This is a genomic window from Schleiferilactobacillus harbinensis (genome assembly GCF_008694105.1).
GTDB classification, from domain to species: Bacteria; Bacillota; Bacilli; order Lactobacillales; family Lactobacillaceae; genus Schleiferilactobacillus; species Schleiferilactobacillus harbinensis.
The window spans coordinates 752,204-770,605 of record NZ_CP041364.1; the positions used below are offsets into that span (position 1 = coordinate 752,204).

Here is an 18,402-nt window from a genome sequence, read left to right on the forward strand (position 1 = left end):
ATATGGTACCATGAAAAGGCCGTAAACGAATATTGAGAAAGCAGGGTGGTTACATGCGGTTGTCGCCGTTACCAGCAGAGTTTGAAGCAGCAGCGCCCGTTTTGCGCCGATTGAACGATGCTGGCTATGAAGCCTATTTTGTTGGGGGCGCAGTGCGCGATGCCTTGCTCCATGATCGGATTCATGACGTGGACATCGCCACCAGTGCCTATCCGGCCGAAGTGAAGGCGCTATTCAAACGGACGGTGGATACCGGTATTCAGCACGGAACGGTGACGGTTTTGCAGCCCCAGGGGCAGTATGAAGTGACCACGTTCCGTACGGAATCGACTTATCAAGATTATCGCCGGCCGGACCATGTCACTTTTGTCCGCTCGCTGCGGGAAGATCTGCAGCGCCGGGACTTCACCGTCAATGCGCTGGCCATGGATCATACCGGTCAGATCACAGACTTGTTCGATGGTTTGGGCGACTTGCAGCGCCATTTATTGCGGGCGGTGGGCAAACCCGAGGAACGGTTCCATGAAGATGCCCTGCGCATGATGCGGGCGGTGCGGTTCCAGAGCCAGTTATCGTTCACGATTGAACCGGCCGCGGAAGCCGCAATTCGCCACCACCACCAGTTATTAGAAAAAATTGCGGTGGAGCGGATCAATATGGAATTTGTCAAAATGATGGCGGCTCAGGATCGGGCCAGCGGATTGAAGACATTTATTGATACCCAGCTTTATGCTGCCTGTCCCGGCTTGGCCGGCCAGCAGACGGCGTTGACCAGCATGCTGGCTGACGTGCCCCACAGGTTGGCCGAGAGCGGCAGTGTATGGCTGCGCCTGGTATTTGCCCTGGGCCTGGCTGAAAACGCCGTAGGACCGTTTCTGCGGGCCTGGAAGACCACAAATACCGAGCGGCGCCAAGCAGCCCGGTTATTGCCGGTTTTAGCCAAAATTCAGGCGGGGACCGCTGGGGCGTGGGATCTGTATCAGGCCGGGCCGGAATTTGACTCAGTATTATTACCCGTTGCCGCGCAATTGGGGATCGCTGTTGATCAGTGGCAAGAACGCTATGCGGCGCTGCCGATTCATCAAGCCCACGACCTGGCGGTAGACGGCCGCACAGTGATGCAGGCCGCCCCCGCTCTGCGCGGGCCTGCCTTGGGTCAGGCGATGACAGCCATGACCCAAGCGGTCGTGGCCGGGCAAGCGGCCAATACGCCGGCGGCGTTACTGGCCTATATTCAGAAAACGCAACAGACAAAGGATGGTCAATCATTGTGAAGGCATTACAAGCCACAGGATTACAGTATGCATACGGCGATAAAACACTCTTTACGGATCTCGCACTGACCGTGACCCCGAATCAGCGCATCGGACTGATCGGCTTGAACGGGGTGGGCAAGTCGACCTTGCTCAAGATCATTGCCGGCCGGCTGGCGCCGGAGGCCGGAACGATCACTACCGCCAAGGGTTACCGAATCAATTATCTGCCCCAGACACCTACTTTTCCGGCCGGTGCTGATGTTTTGACGGCGGCCTTTGCCGGTGCCGCGGATGATTTTCAAATGGTTCGGGATTACGAAAAGGCTTTGCGCCATTACGAAAAGGATCCCGCTGATCAGGAGGCCGCCAAGGCGTATTACGCGGCCAACGATATGATGGACCGGCACAATCTTTGGACCATCGAAGCCGATGTGAAGAGTATTTTGACCCAATTAGCCATTCCGGACATGACGGTTCCCGTGGCAACCTTATCCGGCGGTCAGCAGAAGCGGGTGGCCTTGGCGCAAGCCTTGATCTCACCGGCCGACTTGCTGCTGCTGGATGAACCGACCAACCATTTGGATTATCAAACAGTGGATTGGCTTGAAAAGCGGTTGTTGGCCTATCCTGGCGGGATCGTCTTTGTGACCCATGATCGCTATTTTCTAGATCATGTCGCCACGGACATTGCTGCCCTGCGCAACGGTCAATTACAGATGTATAAGGGAAACTATCAGGATTATGTCGCCCAGCGAGCCGCCCAGGAAGAGCGGGAGGCAGCGCAGACGCACAAACAGCACCAGCTCTACAAACAGGAGCTGCTGTGGATGCAGGCCGGGGCCCAGGCCCGGACCACCAAGCAAAAAGCGCGAATCGAGCGGTTCAATTCGTTGTCCAATACGATCGACGCGACGCCGGCGGCCACCGGTCAGGTGAGCATTGCTGCCAATACTCACCGCTTGGGCAAGGAGGTCTTTCATCTGGATCAGGCGTCCTTGACCATTGGCGGCCATCCGATCATTCACGATTTTTCGTGGCGCATCGGATCCACCGGCCGAATCGGTATTACCGGGATCAACGGAGCGGGGAAGACCACCTTTCTGAACATTCTGGCGGGCAAACAAAAGCTGGACGCCGGGACGCTGAATGTCGGCGAAACGGTACGCTTGGCCTACTATACCCAGCAAATGCCGGCGATCCCCGAGGATAAGCGGGTCATTGCCTACATTACGGATACGGCCAGCAGTCAAACGATCAACGGTGAGACAGTATCAGCTAGTCAATTACTGGAACGCTTCCTGTTTCCGCCGCGGATGCATGGGCTGCGTATCTCCCGTCTATCTGGCGGGGAGAAGCGCCGCTTGTATCTGCTTAAGCTGCTGATGGGCGGACCCAACGTCCTGCTGCTGGATGAACCGACCAATGACTTGGATATTGAGACCTTAACGATTTTGGAAGACTATTTAGATACATTTCCGGGCGCCGTGATCACCGTCTCCCATGATCGGTATTTCCTGGATAAGGTATGCGACAGCATGCTCTGGTTCGCCGGGCAGGGCCAGATCACTCCGTTTACCAGCGATGTGGGGACTTTCTTGAGTCATTTAGCCGCTGCGGCGCAGCCAGCCCCAGCCAATACGGCTGCGCCAACCAAGCCGGCGCCAGCCCCGGCAGCGGCTGAGAAGAAAAAGCTGACATACGCCGAGCAAATCGAGTATGATAAACTCACTGATCAGATCGATCAGTGGGAACAAACCCAGGGCCGCTTGGAGAAAGCCATGGTGGCTGAGGCCGCGGACTACAACAAAGTCGCGCAGCTGCAGCAGCAGTACACGGATTTGCAGGCCAAGCTGCAACCAGCCATGAAGCGCTGGGAATACCTGGCTGATTTTGCAGAGGATTAGTAAAAGAGGGAGCGGATGCCGGCCATGACGACCATCGTAGAACAACCGTATTTAGACTTGCTGACGCAAATTTTGGCAACGGGGCACCACAAGACAGACCGGACTCAGACTGGGACGATGAGTCTCTTTGGACCGCAGATGCGCTTTGATTTAAGTCAGGGGTTTCCACTGCTGACGACGAAGCGGGTGCCGTTCGGCTTGATCAAGAGCGAATTGCTCTGGTTTCTGCACGGGGACACCAATATTCGCTTTCTTCTCCAGCATAAGAATCATATCTGGGACGAATGGGCCTTTGCCCGCTACGTCGCCAGTGATGCCTATACTGGTCCGGACATGACGGATTTTGGCCATCGCCGGCTGAACGATCCGGCCTTTGCTGAACGCTATGCGGCGGTGCATCACGACTTTTGCGAGCAAATTTTGACCGATGATACCTTCGCTGCCCGGTTCGGCGATCTGGGCCACATCTACGGGTACCAGTGGCGCCACTGGCGGACCAGTCAGGGGGAGACCATAGATCAATTGGCTGACGTGATTGAGCAAATCAAGACCCATCCCGATTCCCGGCGGTTGATCGTAACCGCCTGGAATCCCGAGGATGTGCCGACGATGGCCCTGCCGCCCTGCCACACGATGTTCCAGTTCTACGTGGCCGACGGCAAGCTGTCCTGTCAGCTCTATCAGCGCAGCGCCGACATGTTCCTAGGCATCCCGTTCAATATTGCCAGCTATGCGCTGCTGACCCATTTAGTGGCGGCTCAGACCGGTCTGCAAGTGGGCGAGTTCGTCCATACGCTGGGGGATGCGCACATTTATGCCAATCACGTGGCGGCGGTCCAGGAACTGCTGACGCGGACGCCGCAAGCAGCGCCGACGCTGACGATCAAGCCGGATGTCGCAGACATTTTCTCCTACACCATGGCCGATATTCACGTGGAAAATTACACACCGGCTCCGGCGATCAAAGCGCCGGTGGCGGTTTAAGATCCTGCTTTTTCAGAAAGGGGTAGAGATTGATGTTAGCTTTTATTTGGGCGGAAGACCGCAACCATTTGATTGGTACCGATGACCACTTGCCGTGGCACTTGCCGGATGATTTACACTATTTTAAGAAAATCACTGAAGGCCACACCATCCTCATGGGCCGGCGGACCTGGGATTCTTTACCCACCAAACCGCTGCCGAACCGGACTAGTATTGTTCTGACTCACCGGCCGATCACCACGCCCGGCGTGACTACTCTGGGGGATGTCGCGGCGGTCCAGGCGTATATTCAAGACCATGCCGCCGAGACGATCTTCATCATTGGCGGGCGCTCCTTGTTTGCCGCCTTCATGAATCAAGTGGATCGCTTATACGTGACCCGCATTGATCATGAGTTTCCCGCTGGCGACACATACATGGTGCCGTGGGATCAAAACGACTTTCAAGAGATTAAGCGGACACCTGGGCAGGTCAGCGAAAAAGCACCGTGGCCCCACGCCTTTGTGGTCTATGCCCGGCACTGATTTGGTGCCGGAGGGTCCCTTTGGTATAATGGACCTCGAATGTCAATTGCGAAGGGCAGGATGAACGATGACGATCAAGATCGTGACGGACTCCTCAGTGGAGCTGACACCGGCAGAAATTAAACAGTATGATATCCACATTGTGCCATTGAATATAACAATCGATGGGCAGAATTACGTGGATGGGCGTGATATTACGAAGGCCGCCTTTATGCCCAAAATGGCGGCGGCCAAGGCACTGCCCACCACTTCCCAGCCGGCCATCGGAGATTTCTTGACGGTTTACGATAAGCTGGGCCAGACTGGTGACGAGATCCTGGCCATCCACATGACCGAGGCTTTGTCCGGGACAGTGAATGCCGCTCGCCAGGCCGGCGTGATCTCCACCAGCAACGTGACGGTGGTCGATAGCGGGTCGATTGACCGCGGGCTGGCCTTTCAAGTGCTCACAGCCGGCAAGATGATCGCTGAAGGGGCCGAGATGCCGGCAATTCTCAAACGGCTGGCGGCGATCAAAGCGCACACTAAGGTGTATGTCGCGGTGTCCACGCTGGCTAATCTGGTCAAAGGCGGCCGAGTCAGCCGGACCGTGGGGCTGGTGTCCTCGCTGCTGAATATCAAAGTGGTCTTGGAGTTGACCAGCAGCGGCTTGGACGTCGTGGTCAAAGGCCGCGGGCAAAAGACGCTGACGAAGTTCGTGGACAGCCAAGTCACGGCCCTCAGTCAGATGAGCGACGTGGCCGGGGTCGGCATTCCCTATGCCGGGGACAAGGCCTTTGCGGAGCAGATCGGCCGGGATATCCAGGCCGTTTTGCCAGACACGCCGATCCTGGTATCGCCCACCAGCCCAATTGTAGCGACCCACACCGGGCCGGGCGCGTTTGCGATTATCTACTACACGGATCCGGAATAACGAGTGATACAGGGGACAGGGACAAAAGTCGCTTTGGCACTGGACACGCCAGACTCGAATTTTGCCTCAGTCCCTCTTTTTCAATTAACGAAAGGAACGAGTAACGATGAAGAAGTTAGGCCGCTGGCTGGTGAATATTGCCCTCTTGGCCGCTGTCACGGCAGTAGTGAGTACGCTGCTGCTCGCCGTTGTCCCTGCCGCTGACCTGGCCAACGTCACCCCCAAGGGCCAAACCGCGCCGGCCGGGAAGACCTATAACTTAGTGGCCATCGGTGATTCCCTAACTTACGGGACCGGCGATGAGGCCAATCAAGGCGGCTTCGTCGGCCAGACCGTTCAACGCCTCCAAAGCGATGATGATCTGCGGGTCAATAGCGTGAACTTTGGCCATCTCGGCGATACTGCGCAGCAGATTCTGACCCGGGTGGAGAAACAGCCGGCGATTGCGAAAAACGTGAAGCAGGCTGATCTGATCACGATCACTGCTGGCGGCAATGATTTGATGCAAACATTGATGAAAAATGGCGCGGACCTGAACAGTCGGGATGTAACCAAAGCCGAGGCAGCGTTTGGCAAGAATATGGAAAAAATGGTCACGACTTTGCGCAGTCAGAACGCGCATGCACCAATTTACATCTTGGGCGTGTACAACCCGTTCTATGTGTATTTTTCCCAAGTGACGCAACTGCAGACGATCATGCATGGTTTCAATCAACGTACCAAGACAATGGTCAAGCGCATGGCCAATGTATATTACGTGGATGTGGACAGCGTGCTGACCAAGGGTGACGGGACGGTGGCCAAGAGCGGCAAGGTGACCAGTGCCAAGTCGCTCCAGGAGCAGATCGCCGACAACGATTCCACCAATCCGTATTTGTCGACCAGCGATCACTTCCATCCGAATCATATCGGCTATGGCCGGATGACGGATCAATTATTGAAGGTATTAAAGAAAACGAAGGGACAGTGGCAATAGTGCAGCAAAGCAACACCCGGACGGCTGAAAAAGCGAAGAAGAAACCGGCAATACCGGCGGCTAAAGGGCCGAAAAAGCCGCACAATCCTTGGCGCTGGGCATTCTTGATCCTGGCCGGGATCGTTTTGGGATGCGGTATTTTTCTTGGTGTCCGGACTTTCACTCCGGCCGCGAATACCCCCAAGGTGACTCAAGTCGCCGGGGCGCCTTCGCTGACGGTGGCCTTGAACCGCAAGCAGATCAACCAGCTGACCCAGCACTACCTGGATGATTATTTAAAGGACAGCAAGATCAAGTACCAGCTGCGGGTCGAAGAGACGAGTGTCTTGTTGATCGGTACGGTGAAATTTTTGGGCAGTTCGATTCAATTCAATTTGGTACTGACCCCCTATGTTCAGGATAATGGCGATGTGCAGCTGCGGGCGAAGCAGCTGGCTATCGGCAGTTTAAACGTGCCGGTCAACTTTGTCTTGAGTTTTGTCCAATCCAGTTATAAGCTGCCCAAATGGGTCTCAGTGGATCAAAAGCACGAGACTATCATGCTGCACCTCACGCGGTTCAAGACCGCCGGCGGGTTCCAGATCACAGCCAAACGCTTGGATTTTGCGGCTGATCAATTTGTGTTTAACGTGTATTTACCCGATTAAAGGAGGCCGCTATGGCGCACCAAAAGCGCAGTTTTTATTTTTGGTTGATGACCCAGCGCAATTCGGAAAGTGTTGACGAAGTCGCGCAGTTTGCTAATAACGCCTTCTTTGATCAGGCTTTTCCGAAGCAGAGCCATGACTACGACGAACTCAGCAATTATCTGGAATTGAACGCCGGGTATTTGCCCAGTATGACGATTTTTGACGACGCCTATCGCGCCTATCTGGATCAGGATAGTATTTAGACATAGAGAGCAGGAAACGATGAATGGCTAAGGATAATGAGCATCCAGAAAATCCGGCGCAGGTACCGCCCACGCCTGAAGAAAAGCCGGTCAAACGGTATCGGCTGCGTACGGTGATCATCACCGGGGCCGCCGCGCTGATCATTGGCGCTGGTGGGACCGTGGGGGCGGGCGCCTTGTATTTGCATCAGCAAAACGCCCAGGCTGATGCGGATGTGACCTACGTACCCAATTCCTTCAAAGATCTGTTGAAGGTCTACAGTGATGTCAAAAACAATTATTACATCAAGACCAGCGACACTAAGCTGGTCACTGGGGCCATCAACGGGATGCTCAAGACCCTGAACGATCCATTTTCCCAATACCTGCAAGGCAGTGACGCTAAAGAGCTGAACACGACGATTTCCGGGTCCTTTGAAGGTATCGGTGCTGAAATCAGCCAAGCCGACGGCCACATTCAAATTGTCTCCCCAATCAAGGGCAGTCCAGCGGACAAAGCCGGGTTGAAGGCCAAGGACATCATTACCGCGATTGACGGCAAGAGCACCCAGGGCTGGTCCACGACTAAGGCTTCCAGCACGATTCGAGGCAAGAAAGGGACCAGCGTTACGCTGGCCATTAAACGGGGCAGTGATACCTTTAATATCACCATCAAACGCGGCGTCGTGCCGCTGACCACCGTGACTGGCGAACTGTCTGACCAGAATAAAAAGGTTGGCGTGATCAGCATCACCCAATTTGCGGACAATACCAATAAAGAACTCAAGAAGTCGATCACTAGTCTGCGCAAACAAGGGGCCAAGTCCTTTGTCATTGATCTGCGGCAAAATCCTGGCGGGTTGCTGCCCCAGGCTTTGGAAACGGCCAGTATGTTTTTGAAGGACGGGCAGCGGATCATGCAGGTTCAGCAGCGCGACAGCAAACCGGAGATTTTTACCGCTGGCAAGGAATACGATGACGGCTTCAAAGTGACCGAACCCGTCACCGTGCTGATTGATTCGGGCAGTGCCTCTGCTTCGGAAATTTTCTCCGGCGCGTTGCAGGAATCCCGCCGGACCAAACTGATCGGGGAGAAGTCCTTCGGTAAGGGCGTCGTGCAGACTGTGTCGCAACTTTCTGGCGATAGCGAAGTGAAGATCACCACGGCCAAATGGTTGACGCCGTCCGGCGGCTGGATTCAAAAGAAGGGTCTGACTCCGGATATTAAGGTCAGCTATCCGGCGTATGCCTCTTGGCCGCTGCTGAATACGAAAAAGGTCAACAAGCCGGGGACAGTGGCGACAGATATTGCCACGGCCCAGAAGATTCTGAATCTGAGCGGGGCTAAGCTGACACAGACTGCCGGCTACTTTGACAGTGCGACGGAAACAGCGCTGAAGGCCTTCCAGACGCAGCAAAAGATCACCGTCAGCGGTGAGTTGGATAGCGCGACGAAGACGGCCTTGAACAACTACGTGTATGCCCAGGCAACGAAGAGCGATCCGATGCTGACAAAGGCGGTGGCGACCGTCGCGGCAGAAAAATAATTCAGTAGAACAAGACAGAAAGGAATGATGCCCGCCATGGCGACTATTCAGTGGTATCCTGGCCATATGGCGAAAGCCCGCCGGCAGGTGACGGAAGCATTGACCAAGGTAGATATTATCTACGAAATCGTCGATGCCCGCGTGCCGGAGTCATCCCGCAACCCGTTGCTGGATGAAATTGGTCAAGGCAAAAAACGATTATTGGTTTTGAACAAAGCAGATTTGGCCAATCCGGCGGCGACCCAGGGCTTTATCGAATACTATCAAGCCAAGGGGCTGCCGGCGGTGGCTATTGATGCCCAGCACACGAAGGGGATTCAGCGGATCATCGCCGAGACCCATACGGTTTTAGCCGACTATATTGATCGCCAGAAGACCAAAGGCGTGCGCAACGTCTTGCTGCGGGCGATGTGTGTCGGGGTGCCCAACGTGGGCAAATCGACGATCCTCAATCGCTTAGCTGGCCGGAATATTGCCCAAACTGGCAATACACCGGGGGTGACCCGGGCCCAGCAATGGATCAAGACCGGTGAAGACATTAGTTTGTTGGATACCCCGGGGATTCTTTGGCCCAAGTTTGAGGACCCCCTGGTGGGCAAGAAGCTGGCGTTGACTGGGGGCATCAAGGATACGTTATTCCATGCGGATGACGTCGCATTATTTGCGCTTGAAACGCTAGTCGCCCAAGTGCCTGATGAAGTAAAGCACCTTTATCGGGTGACAGACGCCGACTTGCAGCAGGACCTGCCTGACTTGTTGATGACAATGACGGCGCGGCTGGGATTCAAAGACGATTATGACCGGACCAGCTGGGTCATCATCAACGATGTGCGCAAGGGTAAACTCGGCCGGTTCACTTGGGATGCGGTGCCGCAGCATGCCTAAGCCGATGTCAGTGGCCGCGTTAAGAAAGGCTTTGCAAACCGGGGCTTTGGATGCGGCGGCGATTGCTGCGCTGGCCAGTGATGATCGGGCCGGTGCGCGTCAGCTCTATGCCCAATACCAGCGGCAGCAGGCCAAATTGGCCGCAGAGCGGGCGTCATTTACCCACCGGCTGCATTTTGAACATGAATTGTGGCCAACCTATCCGACCATTGCCGGCATCGATGAGGTGGGGCGCGGCCCATTAGCCGGACCGGTGGTGACCTGTGCCGCCGTTTTACCGCCCAGTGTCGATTTACTGCTGGTCAACGACTCAAAACAGCTCACGCCGGAACGGCGGCTGGCCCTGTTCAGTAAAATTATGGCTGAAGCGGTGGATGTGGCCCTGGGCATTGCCACACCGGCGGAGATCGATCGCTATAATATTTATCACGCCACGGAAATCGCCATGGCCCGGGCGGTTCAGGCTCTTTGGCAGCAACCGGATTATCTGTTGGTGGATGCCATGCACGTGCCGGTGACGATCCCCCAGCGCAAGCTGATCAAAGGGGATGCCCGCTCCGTGAGTATTGGCGCGGCCAGCATTATTGCCAAAGTGTGCCGGGATCGATTGATGGATACGTATGATCAGGTCTATCCGGGCTATGGATTTACCCACAATGCCGGCTACGGGACGGCGGAACATTTAGCCGGACTGCGTCAGTTAGGCGTGACCCCAATTCACCGCCGCTCCTTTGCGCCGGTCCAAGCGGCATTGCACCATGAACTTTAGTTTTCAAGCAATTCCTGCGTAATGTAAGGGTAGCAACTACTCGATATTACGGAGGAATTTTTTATATGGATGCCCGCACCAGTTTATGCCAACTCTTTCTCTCTGGCGCCTTTACCAATTATCAATTGCTGCTCCTTGCCCGGCACGCGGCCGATTTTCCCCACTGGCAGCCTTGGCTGGCGGCGGGGCAGAGGAGAACAAAGCCCGCTAAGTGTGCCCAGCAAACAGCGATCTTGACCGCTGTCTTAGCGGACCGGCCAGTCGCGCCGCCAATCGCCGCCGGGACCCAACTGCTGACGGTGCTGGATTCGGCGTATCCCTTGCGTCTGCTGGAGATTTACGATCCGCCGGCGGTGCTCCATTGTGCCGGCCATTTGGCTTTGCTGACTCAGCGCACCGTGGGGGTCGTGGGTACCCGGACCTGTTCGGCCTATGGTCAGGCGGCTGCGGCCGCCCTGGTTCCGCCGCTGTGCGCCGCAGACGTGGTCATCGTTTCCGGTTTAGCCCGAGGCATCGACAGTCTGGCCCATCGCTTGGCCATGGGTGCCGCCGGCAGCACCATTGGCGTGATCGGCAATGGGTTGACTCATTTTTATCCCCGAGAGCATACTGCCTTGCAGCAAGTGATGATGCACGACCAGCTGGTGCTCAGCCCATTTCCGCCAACTACGCCGCCACGGCCATACCAATTTCCCCAACGGAACCGGATCATTGCCGGATTGAGCCACGCCTTACTGGTTATCGAAGCCCGTGAACGCAGCGGCAGTCTGATTACCGCTTCCTTAGCTCAAGATGCCAATCGCCTCGTCGCCGCTGTCCCCGGCCGCATCTGCGACCCGCTTTCTGCTGGATGTAATGCTTTAATCGCGGACGGGGCAATCCCTGTGCGCAGTGCCGCGGATCTATTGCGGGAACTGCCGGATAAGGCGTTTTAGACGCCACTGGTTGACGGGTGTGCTATGGTTTTGGGTGGAAGTGGGAATGAGTGAGGAGATTGTTAAGGGGCTTGGATGTTTGGCCGTTTATCTTTTACAGTGTGTCTAGTGCCGCAACTTGCGGAGCATTGGCACGGCAGTGCAGGAGACCAAGCAATTTTTCCGCGTAAACGGGCTCAGGCCGGCAGAAGCTAGGGCGTAAGAGCCAAGGCGCCAAAAACCTAAGTGCGGGTTTTCGGCGCCTTGGCTCTTACGCCTACGCTTCTGACCGCCGGCCTGAGCCCTCTCCATTTGACTTCCTCCTCACCCTTCCTCTATAGTATGTAACGACTTGTTCAAGCATATTCGATTCTTTATTTATGGAAGGAAGTTTTGTGATTGGCTAAGAACCTCGTGATCGTTGAATCGCCTGCGAAGGCCAAAACAATTGAAAAGTATCTTGGCCGTAATTACCGGGTCGTGGCCAGCTTAGGCCATATCCGCGACCTGCCCCGGAGTCAAATGGGGGTCGACATTGAAAACAATTACCAGCCAAAATATATATCAATTCGCGGTAAAGGCGACGTCATTAAAGATCTGAAAAAGGAAGCCAAAAAGGCGGACCATATCTACCTCGCGGCCGACCCGGATCGGGAGGGCGAAGCCATTGCCTGGCATGTTTCCCACATCCTGAATCTCGACCCGGCGGATAAGAACCGGGTCGTATTCAACGAAATCACGAAAGATACCGTGAAAAATGCCTTCAAGGACCCCCGCAGCATTGACATGAAATTGGTTGATGCCCAGCAGGCCCGGCGGGTATTGGATCGGCTCGTGGGCTACTCCATTTCACCGATTCTTTGGAAAAAAGTTAAAAAGGGTCTCAGTGCCGGCCGGGTCCAATCCATCGCACTGAAGCTGGTGATCGATCGGGAAAATGCAATCAAGGCCTTTGTGCCGGAAGAGTATTGGACGATCGATGCCGAAATGGCCAAGGGCAAGGAAACGTTCGCGGCCAGTTTTTATGGTGAAAAAGGGCGGAAAAAAGCCCTCAAGAACAATGCGGATGTCCAAAAAGTGTTAGGCAAGGTCGATAAGAAAAAGCCCTTCGCCGTCACAAAAGTTGTGAAGCGGGAACGCAAACGATTCCCCGCCGCGCCGTTCACCACCAGCTCCTTGCAGCAGGAGGCCAACCGGCGCTTGAATTACAAGACCCGGAAGACCATGATGATCGCCCAGCAGCTGTACGAAGGCATCAACCTCGGCGGCAAAGAGGGTACGACTGGGCTGATCACGTATATGCGGACTGACTCCACCCGAATCGCCTCAATCGCTAAACACGAAGCCGCCGGTTTCATCCATGACACCTATGGCGCCGAGTATGCTGCGGTGAAGGTCCAGCAAAAGAAGAACCAGGAATTTGCCCAGGATGCCCATGAAGCCATTCGGCCCACCAGTACGCTGCGGACACCGAAGAGTCTGGAAAGTGTTTTGAATCGCGATCAAATGCGGTTATACAGTCTGATCTGGTCCCGTTTCGTGGCCAGCGAGATGACCCCGGCGGTTTACGACACCATCACCGCGGACATGGTCCAAAACGACGTCCAATTCCGGGCAACCGGCTCCCGGACGAAGTTTGACGGGTTCACCAAGCTCTATACCCAGAGCGGTGATGAGACCAAGGACAGGCTGCTGCCGGAATTGAACGAAGGCGACAGCGTGACGCTGAAGAAGACTGACCCGGCTCAGCACTTTACCCAGCCGCCGGCCCGCTATACTGAAGCCAGTCTGGTCAAAGCCTTGGAAGAAAACGGTGTCGGCCGGCCCTCCACGTATTCTCCGACCATCGACACGATCCAGAAGCGGTACTACGTGAAACTCAATGGGAAGAGCTTTGAGCCCACTGAGCTGGGCGAGATCGTCAATACGCTGATCGTGGAATTCTTCCCGGATATCGTCAACGTGGACTTCACGGCGAAACTGGAAGATGAACTGGACGAGATTGAAACCGGCTCAGAGAATTGGGTCAACGTGGTGGATCAGTATTATCAACCGTTTGCCAAGGAAATTGATTCCGCGGAAGAAAAGATTCAAAAGGTCCAGATCAAGGATGAACCCGCCGGCTTCAACTGCGATATCTGCGGCGCGCCGATGGTCATTAAACTAGGCCGCTATGGCAAATTTTACGCGTGCAGCCGCTTCCCGAACTGCCGCAACACGAAACCGATCGTCAAAGAGATCGGCGTCATTTGTCCCAAGTGCGGCATTGGCCAAGTGGTGGAACGCAAGTCCAAGCGTAACCGCTTATTTTACGGCTGTTCCCGCTATCCGGATTGCGACTTTGTTTCCTGGGATAAGCCGGTCGGCCGGGACTGCCCAGTCTGCGGCCACTTCTTAGTGGATAAGAAAGTCAAAGGCGGCCGCCAGGTGCAGTGCCCGAATGGCGATTACGATGAACCGATTCAGAAGTAACTAACTAATTGAGGTGTTGGCGATGACCATGTCTGTTAATGTGATCGGGGCCGGTTTGGCCGGTTCCGAAGCCGCTTGGCAAATTGCGAAGCGGGGCGTTCCTGTCAATTTATACGAAATGCGGCCGGTGAAAAACACACCGGCCCACCATACGAATCAATTTGCGGAACTGGTGTGTACGAACTCCTTGCGGGCTAACGGTTTAAGTAATGCCGTGGGGCTGCTGAAGGAAGAAATGCGCCGGACCGACTCGCTGATCATGCGTGCAGCGGATGCCCATGCCGTACCGGCTGGCGGCGCCCTGGCCGTTGATCGCGGCCCGTTCTCCCAAGCCGTGACAGATGCCTTGACCAACCTGCCCAACGTCACCATTCACCGGGAAGAACTCACGGCATTTCCAGAGGGCATCACGGTAGTGGCCACCGGTCCGCTGACGTCACCGGGCCTGGCCCAGGCCATCAAGGACCTGAACGGCGATGACGGTTTGTATTTCTACGATGCTGCTGCGCCGATCCTGGATGAAGCCTCCATCGATATGACCAAGGTCTACCGCAAGTCCCGTTACGACAAGGGCACCGCGGATTATCTGAATTGCCCGATGACTGAAGAAGAATTTCATGATTTCTACGAAGCCCTGATCCACGCCGAGGTGGCGGAGAGTCATGACTTTGAGAAAGAAAAGTTCTTTGATGGCTGCATGCCCATCGAAGTGATGGCCAAGCGCGGCGAGCGGACCATGCTGTTTGGGCCGCTCAAACCGGTCGGTCTGGAAGATCCCCGCACTGGTAAGCGGCCCTATGCGGTGGTGCAGCTGCGCCAGGATAACGCCGTGGGCAGCTTGTATAACATTGTTGGCTTCCAAACCCATCTGAAGTGGGGCGAGCAAAAGCGCGTCTTCAGTATGATCCCCGGCTTAGAGCACGTGGCCATCGTCCGCTACGGTGTGATGCACCGCAACACGTTCATGAACGCGCCGCTGGTGCTGGCACCAACCTATGAATCCTTGAAGCAGCCGCACCTGTTATTCGCCGGCCAAATGACCGGTGTAGAAGGGTATGTGGAAAGTGCTGCGTCCGGTATGGTCGCCGGGATCAACGCTGCCCGCACGGCCCAAGGCTTAGAGCCGGTCATCTTCCCGGAGGATACCGAAGTTGGGGCGATGGCCCACTACATCACCCATGCTGACCCCAAGCATTTCCAACCGATGAATGCGAACTACGGTATCATGCCGAAGCTGGATCATAAGGTACGGGATAAAAAGACCCGTAATCTGGAACTCGCCGACCGGGCGTTAGCAGCCTTGGCGGATTTCCAACACGTCACGACGGAACAACCGGCTTAACCAAAAATACCGCCTTTGGGCGGTTTTTTTGACCCCAGGGTTCGCACAATGACAGCGTTTTTGTTACGATAGAGGAGAATGTTTTTCACGAAAGAGGCGGCAGCAGATGAGTCAAACCCAGGATTGGGTCACCCAATATTTAGACTATTTACGCGGCGTCCGCCGGTATTCAGAACACACCGTGGCCGCCTACGACCGGGACTTGCATACGTTTGTCCAATATTTGACCGACAATGGCGGGTTCAATGGCTTTGACCAGATCGCTCAGATCGACGTGGACGTGTATTTAAGCCACCTCGGGGACCATTATCGGCCCCGGACGATCGAACGGCGGATTTCTTCCCTGCGCAGTTTCTACCGCTTCCTGATTCGGGAACACTACGTGGCGGATAATCCCTTCGCCGATGTTCGGCTGACGAATCGGCACCATCAATTGCCGAAATTCTTCTACCCCAAAGAAGTGGCTGCTCTGTTCCAAGGCGCAGCCGGAAATACGCCTTTAGACCAACGTAATGTCGCGCTGCTTGCGGTATTATATGCCACAGGGATGCGGGTCAGCGAGTTGACTGATCTGACGCTGGGCCAGTTGGACTTCTCGCTGGGCGTGGTCTTGATCCACGGGAAAGGCCAAAAGGACCGTTATGTGCCCTTTGATCAGGAGACGAAGCAGCATTTGCAGACGTACCTGACCAAAGCCCGACCGGAATTACTGGCGAAGCGCAAGGCAGCGGCCACGACGGACAAGGTCTTCTTGAACGACCGGGGCGCGCCAGTGACCAGCCGCGGGGTCGAGTATATTTTGGATCAAGTGATCCAAAAGACCAGCCTCACCGCCAAGATCCATCCCCATATGCTGCGGCACACGTTTGCCACCGAGATGCTGAACAACGGGGCTGACCTGCGCAGCGTCCAAGAGTTGTTGGGCCATGCGTCATTATCGACGACGCAGATCTATACCCACGTCACCATGGCCCATCTCCAGGATCAATACCGTAAATTTTTCCCGCGGGCGACTGGCACTGACCAGCCGGGTCCGCATGATAAAGGAGTTTAATCGATTATGACAACAATTGTTGCAGTGAAACATGCCGGCCACACCGCCATTGCCGGTGACGGCCAAGTCACGTTAGGCGAAAAATACATTATGAAGGGCACTGCCCAGAAGGTCCGCTCAATTTACCATGATTCCGTGGTGATCGGCTTTGCCGGCGGGGTCGCGGATGCCTTCACGCTGCAGGACTGGTTAGAAAAGAAGCTGGAAAGTTACTCTGGCGATCTGCGCCGAGCCGCCGTGGAATTGGCTCAGGATTGGCGCAAGGATCCCACCCTGCAAAAGCTGGAAGCAATGCTGATCGCCATGGATAAGGATAATTTACTGGTGATCAGCGGCAGCGGGGAAGTGATCGACCCCGATGACGACGTGGTGGCCATCGGCAGCGGCGGCAACTTTGCCCAAGCGGCCGCCATCGCCATGAACGAGCACGCGGCCGCCATGACCGCGGAAGACATCGCCAAGGCGGCGGTGAATATCGCGGCCAACATTGATGTGTATACGAACCATAACGTGATTGCTAAGTCGTTTTAGGAATGAGGCGGATACGATATGTTAGAAATGACCAAAACCCCGCAACAAATTGTTAAAGATCTGGACGAATACGTTATCGGCCAAGACGAGGCCAAACGGGCCGTCGCCGTGGCTTTGTACAACCGTTACCGCCGCTTGCGCCTGCCTGAAAAAATGCAGGCCGACATCACCCCGAAAAATCTGATGATGATCGGGCCCACTGGGGTCGGGAAAACTGAAATTGCCCGGCGGCTGGCGAAAATCGTTTCTGCTCCGTTCGTGAAGGTGGAGGCAACGAAGTTCACCGAAGTCGGCTATGTCGGCCGGGATGTGGAACAAATGGTCCGCGATCTGGTAGACGTCAGCGTGCACATGGTGGAAGAAGAATATTACAGCCGGGTGCGGGGCCGAGCGTCCCAGGAGGCCGACAAGAAACTGGTGCGGCTGCTGGTGCCGGGGATCAAGCACGAAAAACGGCAAATGAACATGCAGGACATGATGGCCGCGCTCACCGGCAACGGCAATCAAAACCAGAATAATGACGAGGACAGTGAAGAAGTCACCGATGCGGTCCGGGACCAGCGCCTGAGCGTCAAGGAGCAATTGAGCAAGGGCCTGTTGGAAGACCGGGAAGTCACCATCCAAATGGATGAACAAAAACCCATGGGCGGTGGCGGCGACATGATGGGCCAAATGGGTATCGACATGGGCGACATGCTGGGCAATCTCTTGCCTAAGAAGCAGGTCAGCCGGACCATGTCGGTCAAAGAGGCCCGGGAAGTCTTGATTCGTCAGGAATCCAGCAAACTTGTCAACCACGACGATATTTATTCCGATGCCATCAAGCGGGCAGAAAATACTGGGATTATTTTCATCGATGAGTTTGATAAAATTGCTGCCGGCAACAAGCGCACCTCTGGGGAAGTATCCCGGGAAGGTGTCCAGCGGGATATCCTGCCCATCGTTGAAGGCTCGCAGGTGAACACCAAGTATGGGATGATCAGCACCGACCATATTCTGTTCATTGCCTCTGGCGCTTTTGCGGACACCAAGCCCAGCGACCTGATCGCTGAATTGCAGGGCCGTTTTCCGATTCGGGTGGAACTGGATGATTTGTCCAAGGAAGACTTTGTCCGGATCCTGACCGAACCTAACAATTCACTGATCAAGCAGTATATTGCCCTGATCGGCGTGGATGACGTCCACCTGACCTTCACCAAAGAAGCTATCGACCGCATCGCCCAGATTGCTTATAATGTGAATCATACGGTAGAAAATATCGGCGCCCGGCGCTTGGCCACGATTCTGGAGAAGCTGCTGGAGGAAGTCTCTTTCTCCGCGCCGGACATGGCTATGGGGGATATCACCATTACAGAACAATACGTCAATGATCGGATCGGCAAAATCACGGCGGATAAAGACCTGACCCAGTTCATTCTGTAACGGGCGCGGCCAATAATTAAAAAAGCAGGAAGGGAACG

The 18,402-nt window shown here is 55.3% G+C and carries 17 protein-coding genes; all 17 read left to right on the plus strand.

Features of this window, described 5'->3' with window-relative positions:
- Positions 1 to 53 precede the first annotated feature (53 nt).
- The 17 genes from FMM01_RS04060 (at position 54) to hslU (ending at position 18,364) form a co-directional block, all read left to right on the plus strand.
- Positions 54 to 1,274 (plus strand): CCA tRNA nucleotidyltransferase, encoded by a 1,221-nt coding sequence (locus FMM01_RS04060; protein WP_150391724.1) that lies wholly within the window; start codon positions 54 to 56, stop codon positions 1,272 to 1,274.
- A complete protein-coding gene (locus FMM01_RS04065) occupies positions 1,271 to 3,160 on the plus strand; it encodes an ABC-F family ATP-binding cassette domain-containing protein (protein WP_150391725.1) in 1,890 nt (629 codons plus the stop codon). The genes FMM01_RS04060 and FMM01_RS04065 overlap by 4 nt, the downstream gene beginning before the upstream one ends.
- A gap of 33 nt (positions 3,161 to 3,193) precedes the next feature.
- Positions 3,194 to 4,144: a thymidylate synthase gene (locus FMM01_RS04070; RefSeq protein ID WP_223850040.1), complete on the plus strand. Its 951-nt coding sequence runs from the start codon at positions 3,194 to 3,196 to the stop codon at positions 4,142 to 4,144.
- Between the two features lie 32 nt (positions 4,145 to 4,176).
- The gene (locus tag FMM01_RS04075; protein ID WP_027827397.1) at positions 4,177 to 4,668 is read left to right on the plus strand and encodes a dihydrofolate reductase; all 492 of its coding nucleotides are present in this window, start codon (positions 4,177 to 4,179) and stop codon (positions 4,666 to 4,668) included.
- A 67-nt stretch (positions 4,669 to 4,735) separates the two neighbouring features.
- Positions 4,736 to 5,581: a DegV family protein gene (locus FMM01_RS04080; protein WP_146993746.1), complete on the plus strand. Its 846-nt coding sequence runs from the start codon at positions 4,736 to 4,738 to the stop codon at positions 5,579 to 5,581.
- A gap of 106 nt (positions 5,582 to 5,687) precedes the next feature.
- Positions 5,688 to 6,557 (plus strand): SGNH/GDSL hydrolase family protein, encoded by an 870-nt coding sequence (locus tag FMM01_RS04085; RefSeq protein WP_150391727.1) that lies wholly within the window; start codon positions 5,688 to 5,690, stop codon positions 6,555 to 6,557.
- A complete protein-coding gene (locus tag FMM01_RS04090) occupies positions 6,548 to 7,204 on the plus strand; it encodes a YpmS family protein (protein ID WP_190973451.1) in 657 nt (218 codons plus the stop codon). Before FMM01_RS04085 ends, FMM01_RS04090 begins: the two co-directional genes overlap by 10 nt.
- An 11-nt stretch (positions 7,205 to 7,215) precedes the next feature.
- Positions 7,216 to 7,449, plus strand: coding sequence for a YozE family protein (locus FMM01_RS04095; RefSeq protein ID WP_027827401.1), 234 nt, complete (start codon positions 7,216 to 7,218; stop codon positions 7,447 to 7,449).
- A gap of 23 nt (positions 7,450 to 7,472) precedes the next feature.
- Complete coding sequence (locus FMM01_RS04100; RefSeq protein WP_150391729.1) at positions 7,473 to 8,975, plus strand: S41 family peptidase; 1,503 nt, start codon at positions 7,473 to 7,475, stop codon at positions 8,973 to 8,975.
- 36 nt (positions 8,976 to 9,011) lie between these two features.
- A complete protein-coding gene (ylqF, locus tag FMM01_RS04105; protein WP_150391730.1) occupies positions 9,012 to 9,860 on the plus strand; it encodes a ribosome biogenesis GTPase YlqF in 849 nt (282 codons plus the stop codon).
- Positions 9,853 to 10,629 carry a ribonuclease HII gene (locus FMM01_RS04110; protein ID WP_063515206.1) on the plus strand — a complete coding sequence of 259 codons (777 nt, stop codon included), beginning with the start codon at positions 9,853 to 9,855 and terminating at the stop codon, positions 10,627 to 10,629. Before ylqF ends, FMM01_RS04110 begins: the two co-directional genes overlap by 8 nt.
- Positions 10,630 to 10,694: 65 nt before the next feature.
- Positions 10,695 to 11,564 carry a DNA-processing protein DprA gene (gene dprA / locus FMM01_RS04115; protein ID WP_150391731.1) on the plus strand — a complete coding sequence of 290 codons (870 nt, stop codon included), beginning with the start codon at positions 10,695 to 10,697 and terminating at the stop codon, positions 11,562 to 11,564.
- Between the two features lie 378 nt (positions 11,565 to 11,942).
- Positions 11,943 to 14,015: a type I DNA topoisomerase gene (gene topA, locus FMM01_RS04120; RefSeq protein ID WP_027827406.1), complete on the plus strand. Its 2,073-nt coding sequence runs from the start codon at positions 11,943 to 11,945 to the stop codon at positions 14,013 to 14,015.
- Positions 14,016 to 14,037: 22 nt separating this feature from the next.
- Complete coding sequence (trmFO, locus tag FMM01_RS04125; protein ID WP_150391732.1) at positions 14,038 to 15,357, plus strand: methylenetetrahydrofolate--tRNA-(uracil(54)-C(5))-methyltransferase (FADH(2)-oxidizing) TrmFO; 1,320 nt, start codon at positions 14,038 to 14,040, stop codon at positions 15,355 to 15,357.
- A 106-nt stretch (positions 15,358 to 15,463) separates the two neighbouring features.
- Positions 15,464 to 16,411, plus strand: a complete 948-nt coding sequence (gene xerC / locus FMM01_RS04130) for a tyrosine recombinase XerC (RefSeq protein WP_035439605.1) — start codon at positions 15,464 to 15,466, stop codon at positions 16,409 to 16,411.
- Between the two features lie 6 nt (positions 16,412 to 16,417).
- Positions 16,418 to 16,942, plus strand: coding sequence for an ATP-dependent protease subunit HslV (gene hslV, locus FMM01_RS04135; RefSeq protein ID WP_150391733.1), 525 nt, complete (start codon positions 16,418 to 16,420; stop codon positions 16,940 to 16,942).
- A gap of 18 nt (positions 16,943 to 16,960) precedes the next feature.
- A complete protein-coding gene (gene hslU, locus FMM01_RS04140) occupies positions 16,961 to 18,364 on the plus strand; it encodes an ATP-dependent protease ATPase subunit HslU (RefSeq protein ID WP_063515214.1) in 1,404 nt (467 codons plus the stop codon).
- Positions 18,365 to 18,402: the final 38 nt, after the last annotated feature.

Coding starts and splice junctions, on each gene's coding strand:
- FMM01_RS04060 (WP_150391724.1), top strand. CDS start 54: ATGCGGTTGTCGCCGTTACCAGCAGAGTTTGAAGCAGCAGCGCCCGTT.
- FMM01_RS04075 (WP_027827397.1), top strand. CDS start 4,177: ATGTTAGCTTTTATTTGGGCGGAAGACCGCAACCATTTGATTGGTACC.
- FMM01_RS04080 (WP_146993746.1), top strand. CDS start 4,736: ATGACGATCAAGATCGTGACGGACTCCTCAGTGGAGCTGACACCGGCA.
- FMM01_RS04085 (WP_150391727.1), top strand. CDS start 5,688: ATGAAGAAGTTAGGCCGCTGGCTGGTGAATATTGCCCTCTTGGCCGCT.
- FMM01_RS04095 (WP_027827401.1), top strand. CDS start 7,216: ATGGCGCACCAAAAGCGCAGTTTTTATTTTTGGTTGATGACCCAGCGC.
- FMM01_RS04100 (WP_150391729.1), top strand. CDS start 7,473: ATGGCTAAGGATAATGAGCATCCAGAAAATCCGGCGCAGGTACCGCCC.
- ylqF (WP_150391730.1), top strand. CDS start 9,012: ATGGCGACTATTCAGTGGTATCCTGGCCATATGGCGAAAGCCCGCCGG.
- FMM01_RS04110 (WP_063515206.1), top strand. CDS start 9,853: ATGCCTAAGCCGATGTCAGTGGCCGCGTTAAGAAAGGCTTTGCAAACC.
- dprA (WP_150391731.1), top strand. CDS start 10,695: ATGGATGCCCGCACCAGTTTATGCCAACTCTTTCTCTCTGGCGCCTTT.
- trmFO (WP_150391732.1), top strand. CDS start 14,038: ATGACCATGTCTGTTAATGTGATCGGGGCCGGTTTGGCCGGTTCCGAA.
- xerC (WP_035439605.1), top strand. CDS start 15,464: ATGAGTCAAACCCAGGATTGGGTCACCCAATATTTAGACTATTTACGC.
- hslV (WP_150391733.1), top strand. CDS start 16,418: ATGACAACAATTGTTGCAGTGAAACATGCCGGCCACACCGCCATTGCC.
- hslU (WP_063515214.1), top strand. CDS start 16,961: ATGTTAGAAATGACCAAAACCCCGCAACAAATTGTTAAAGATCTGGAC.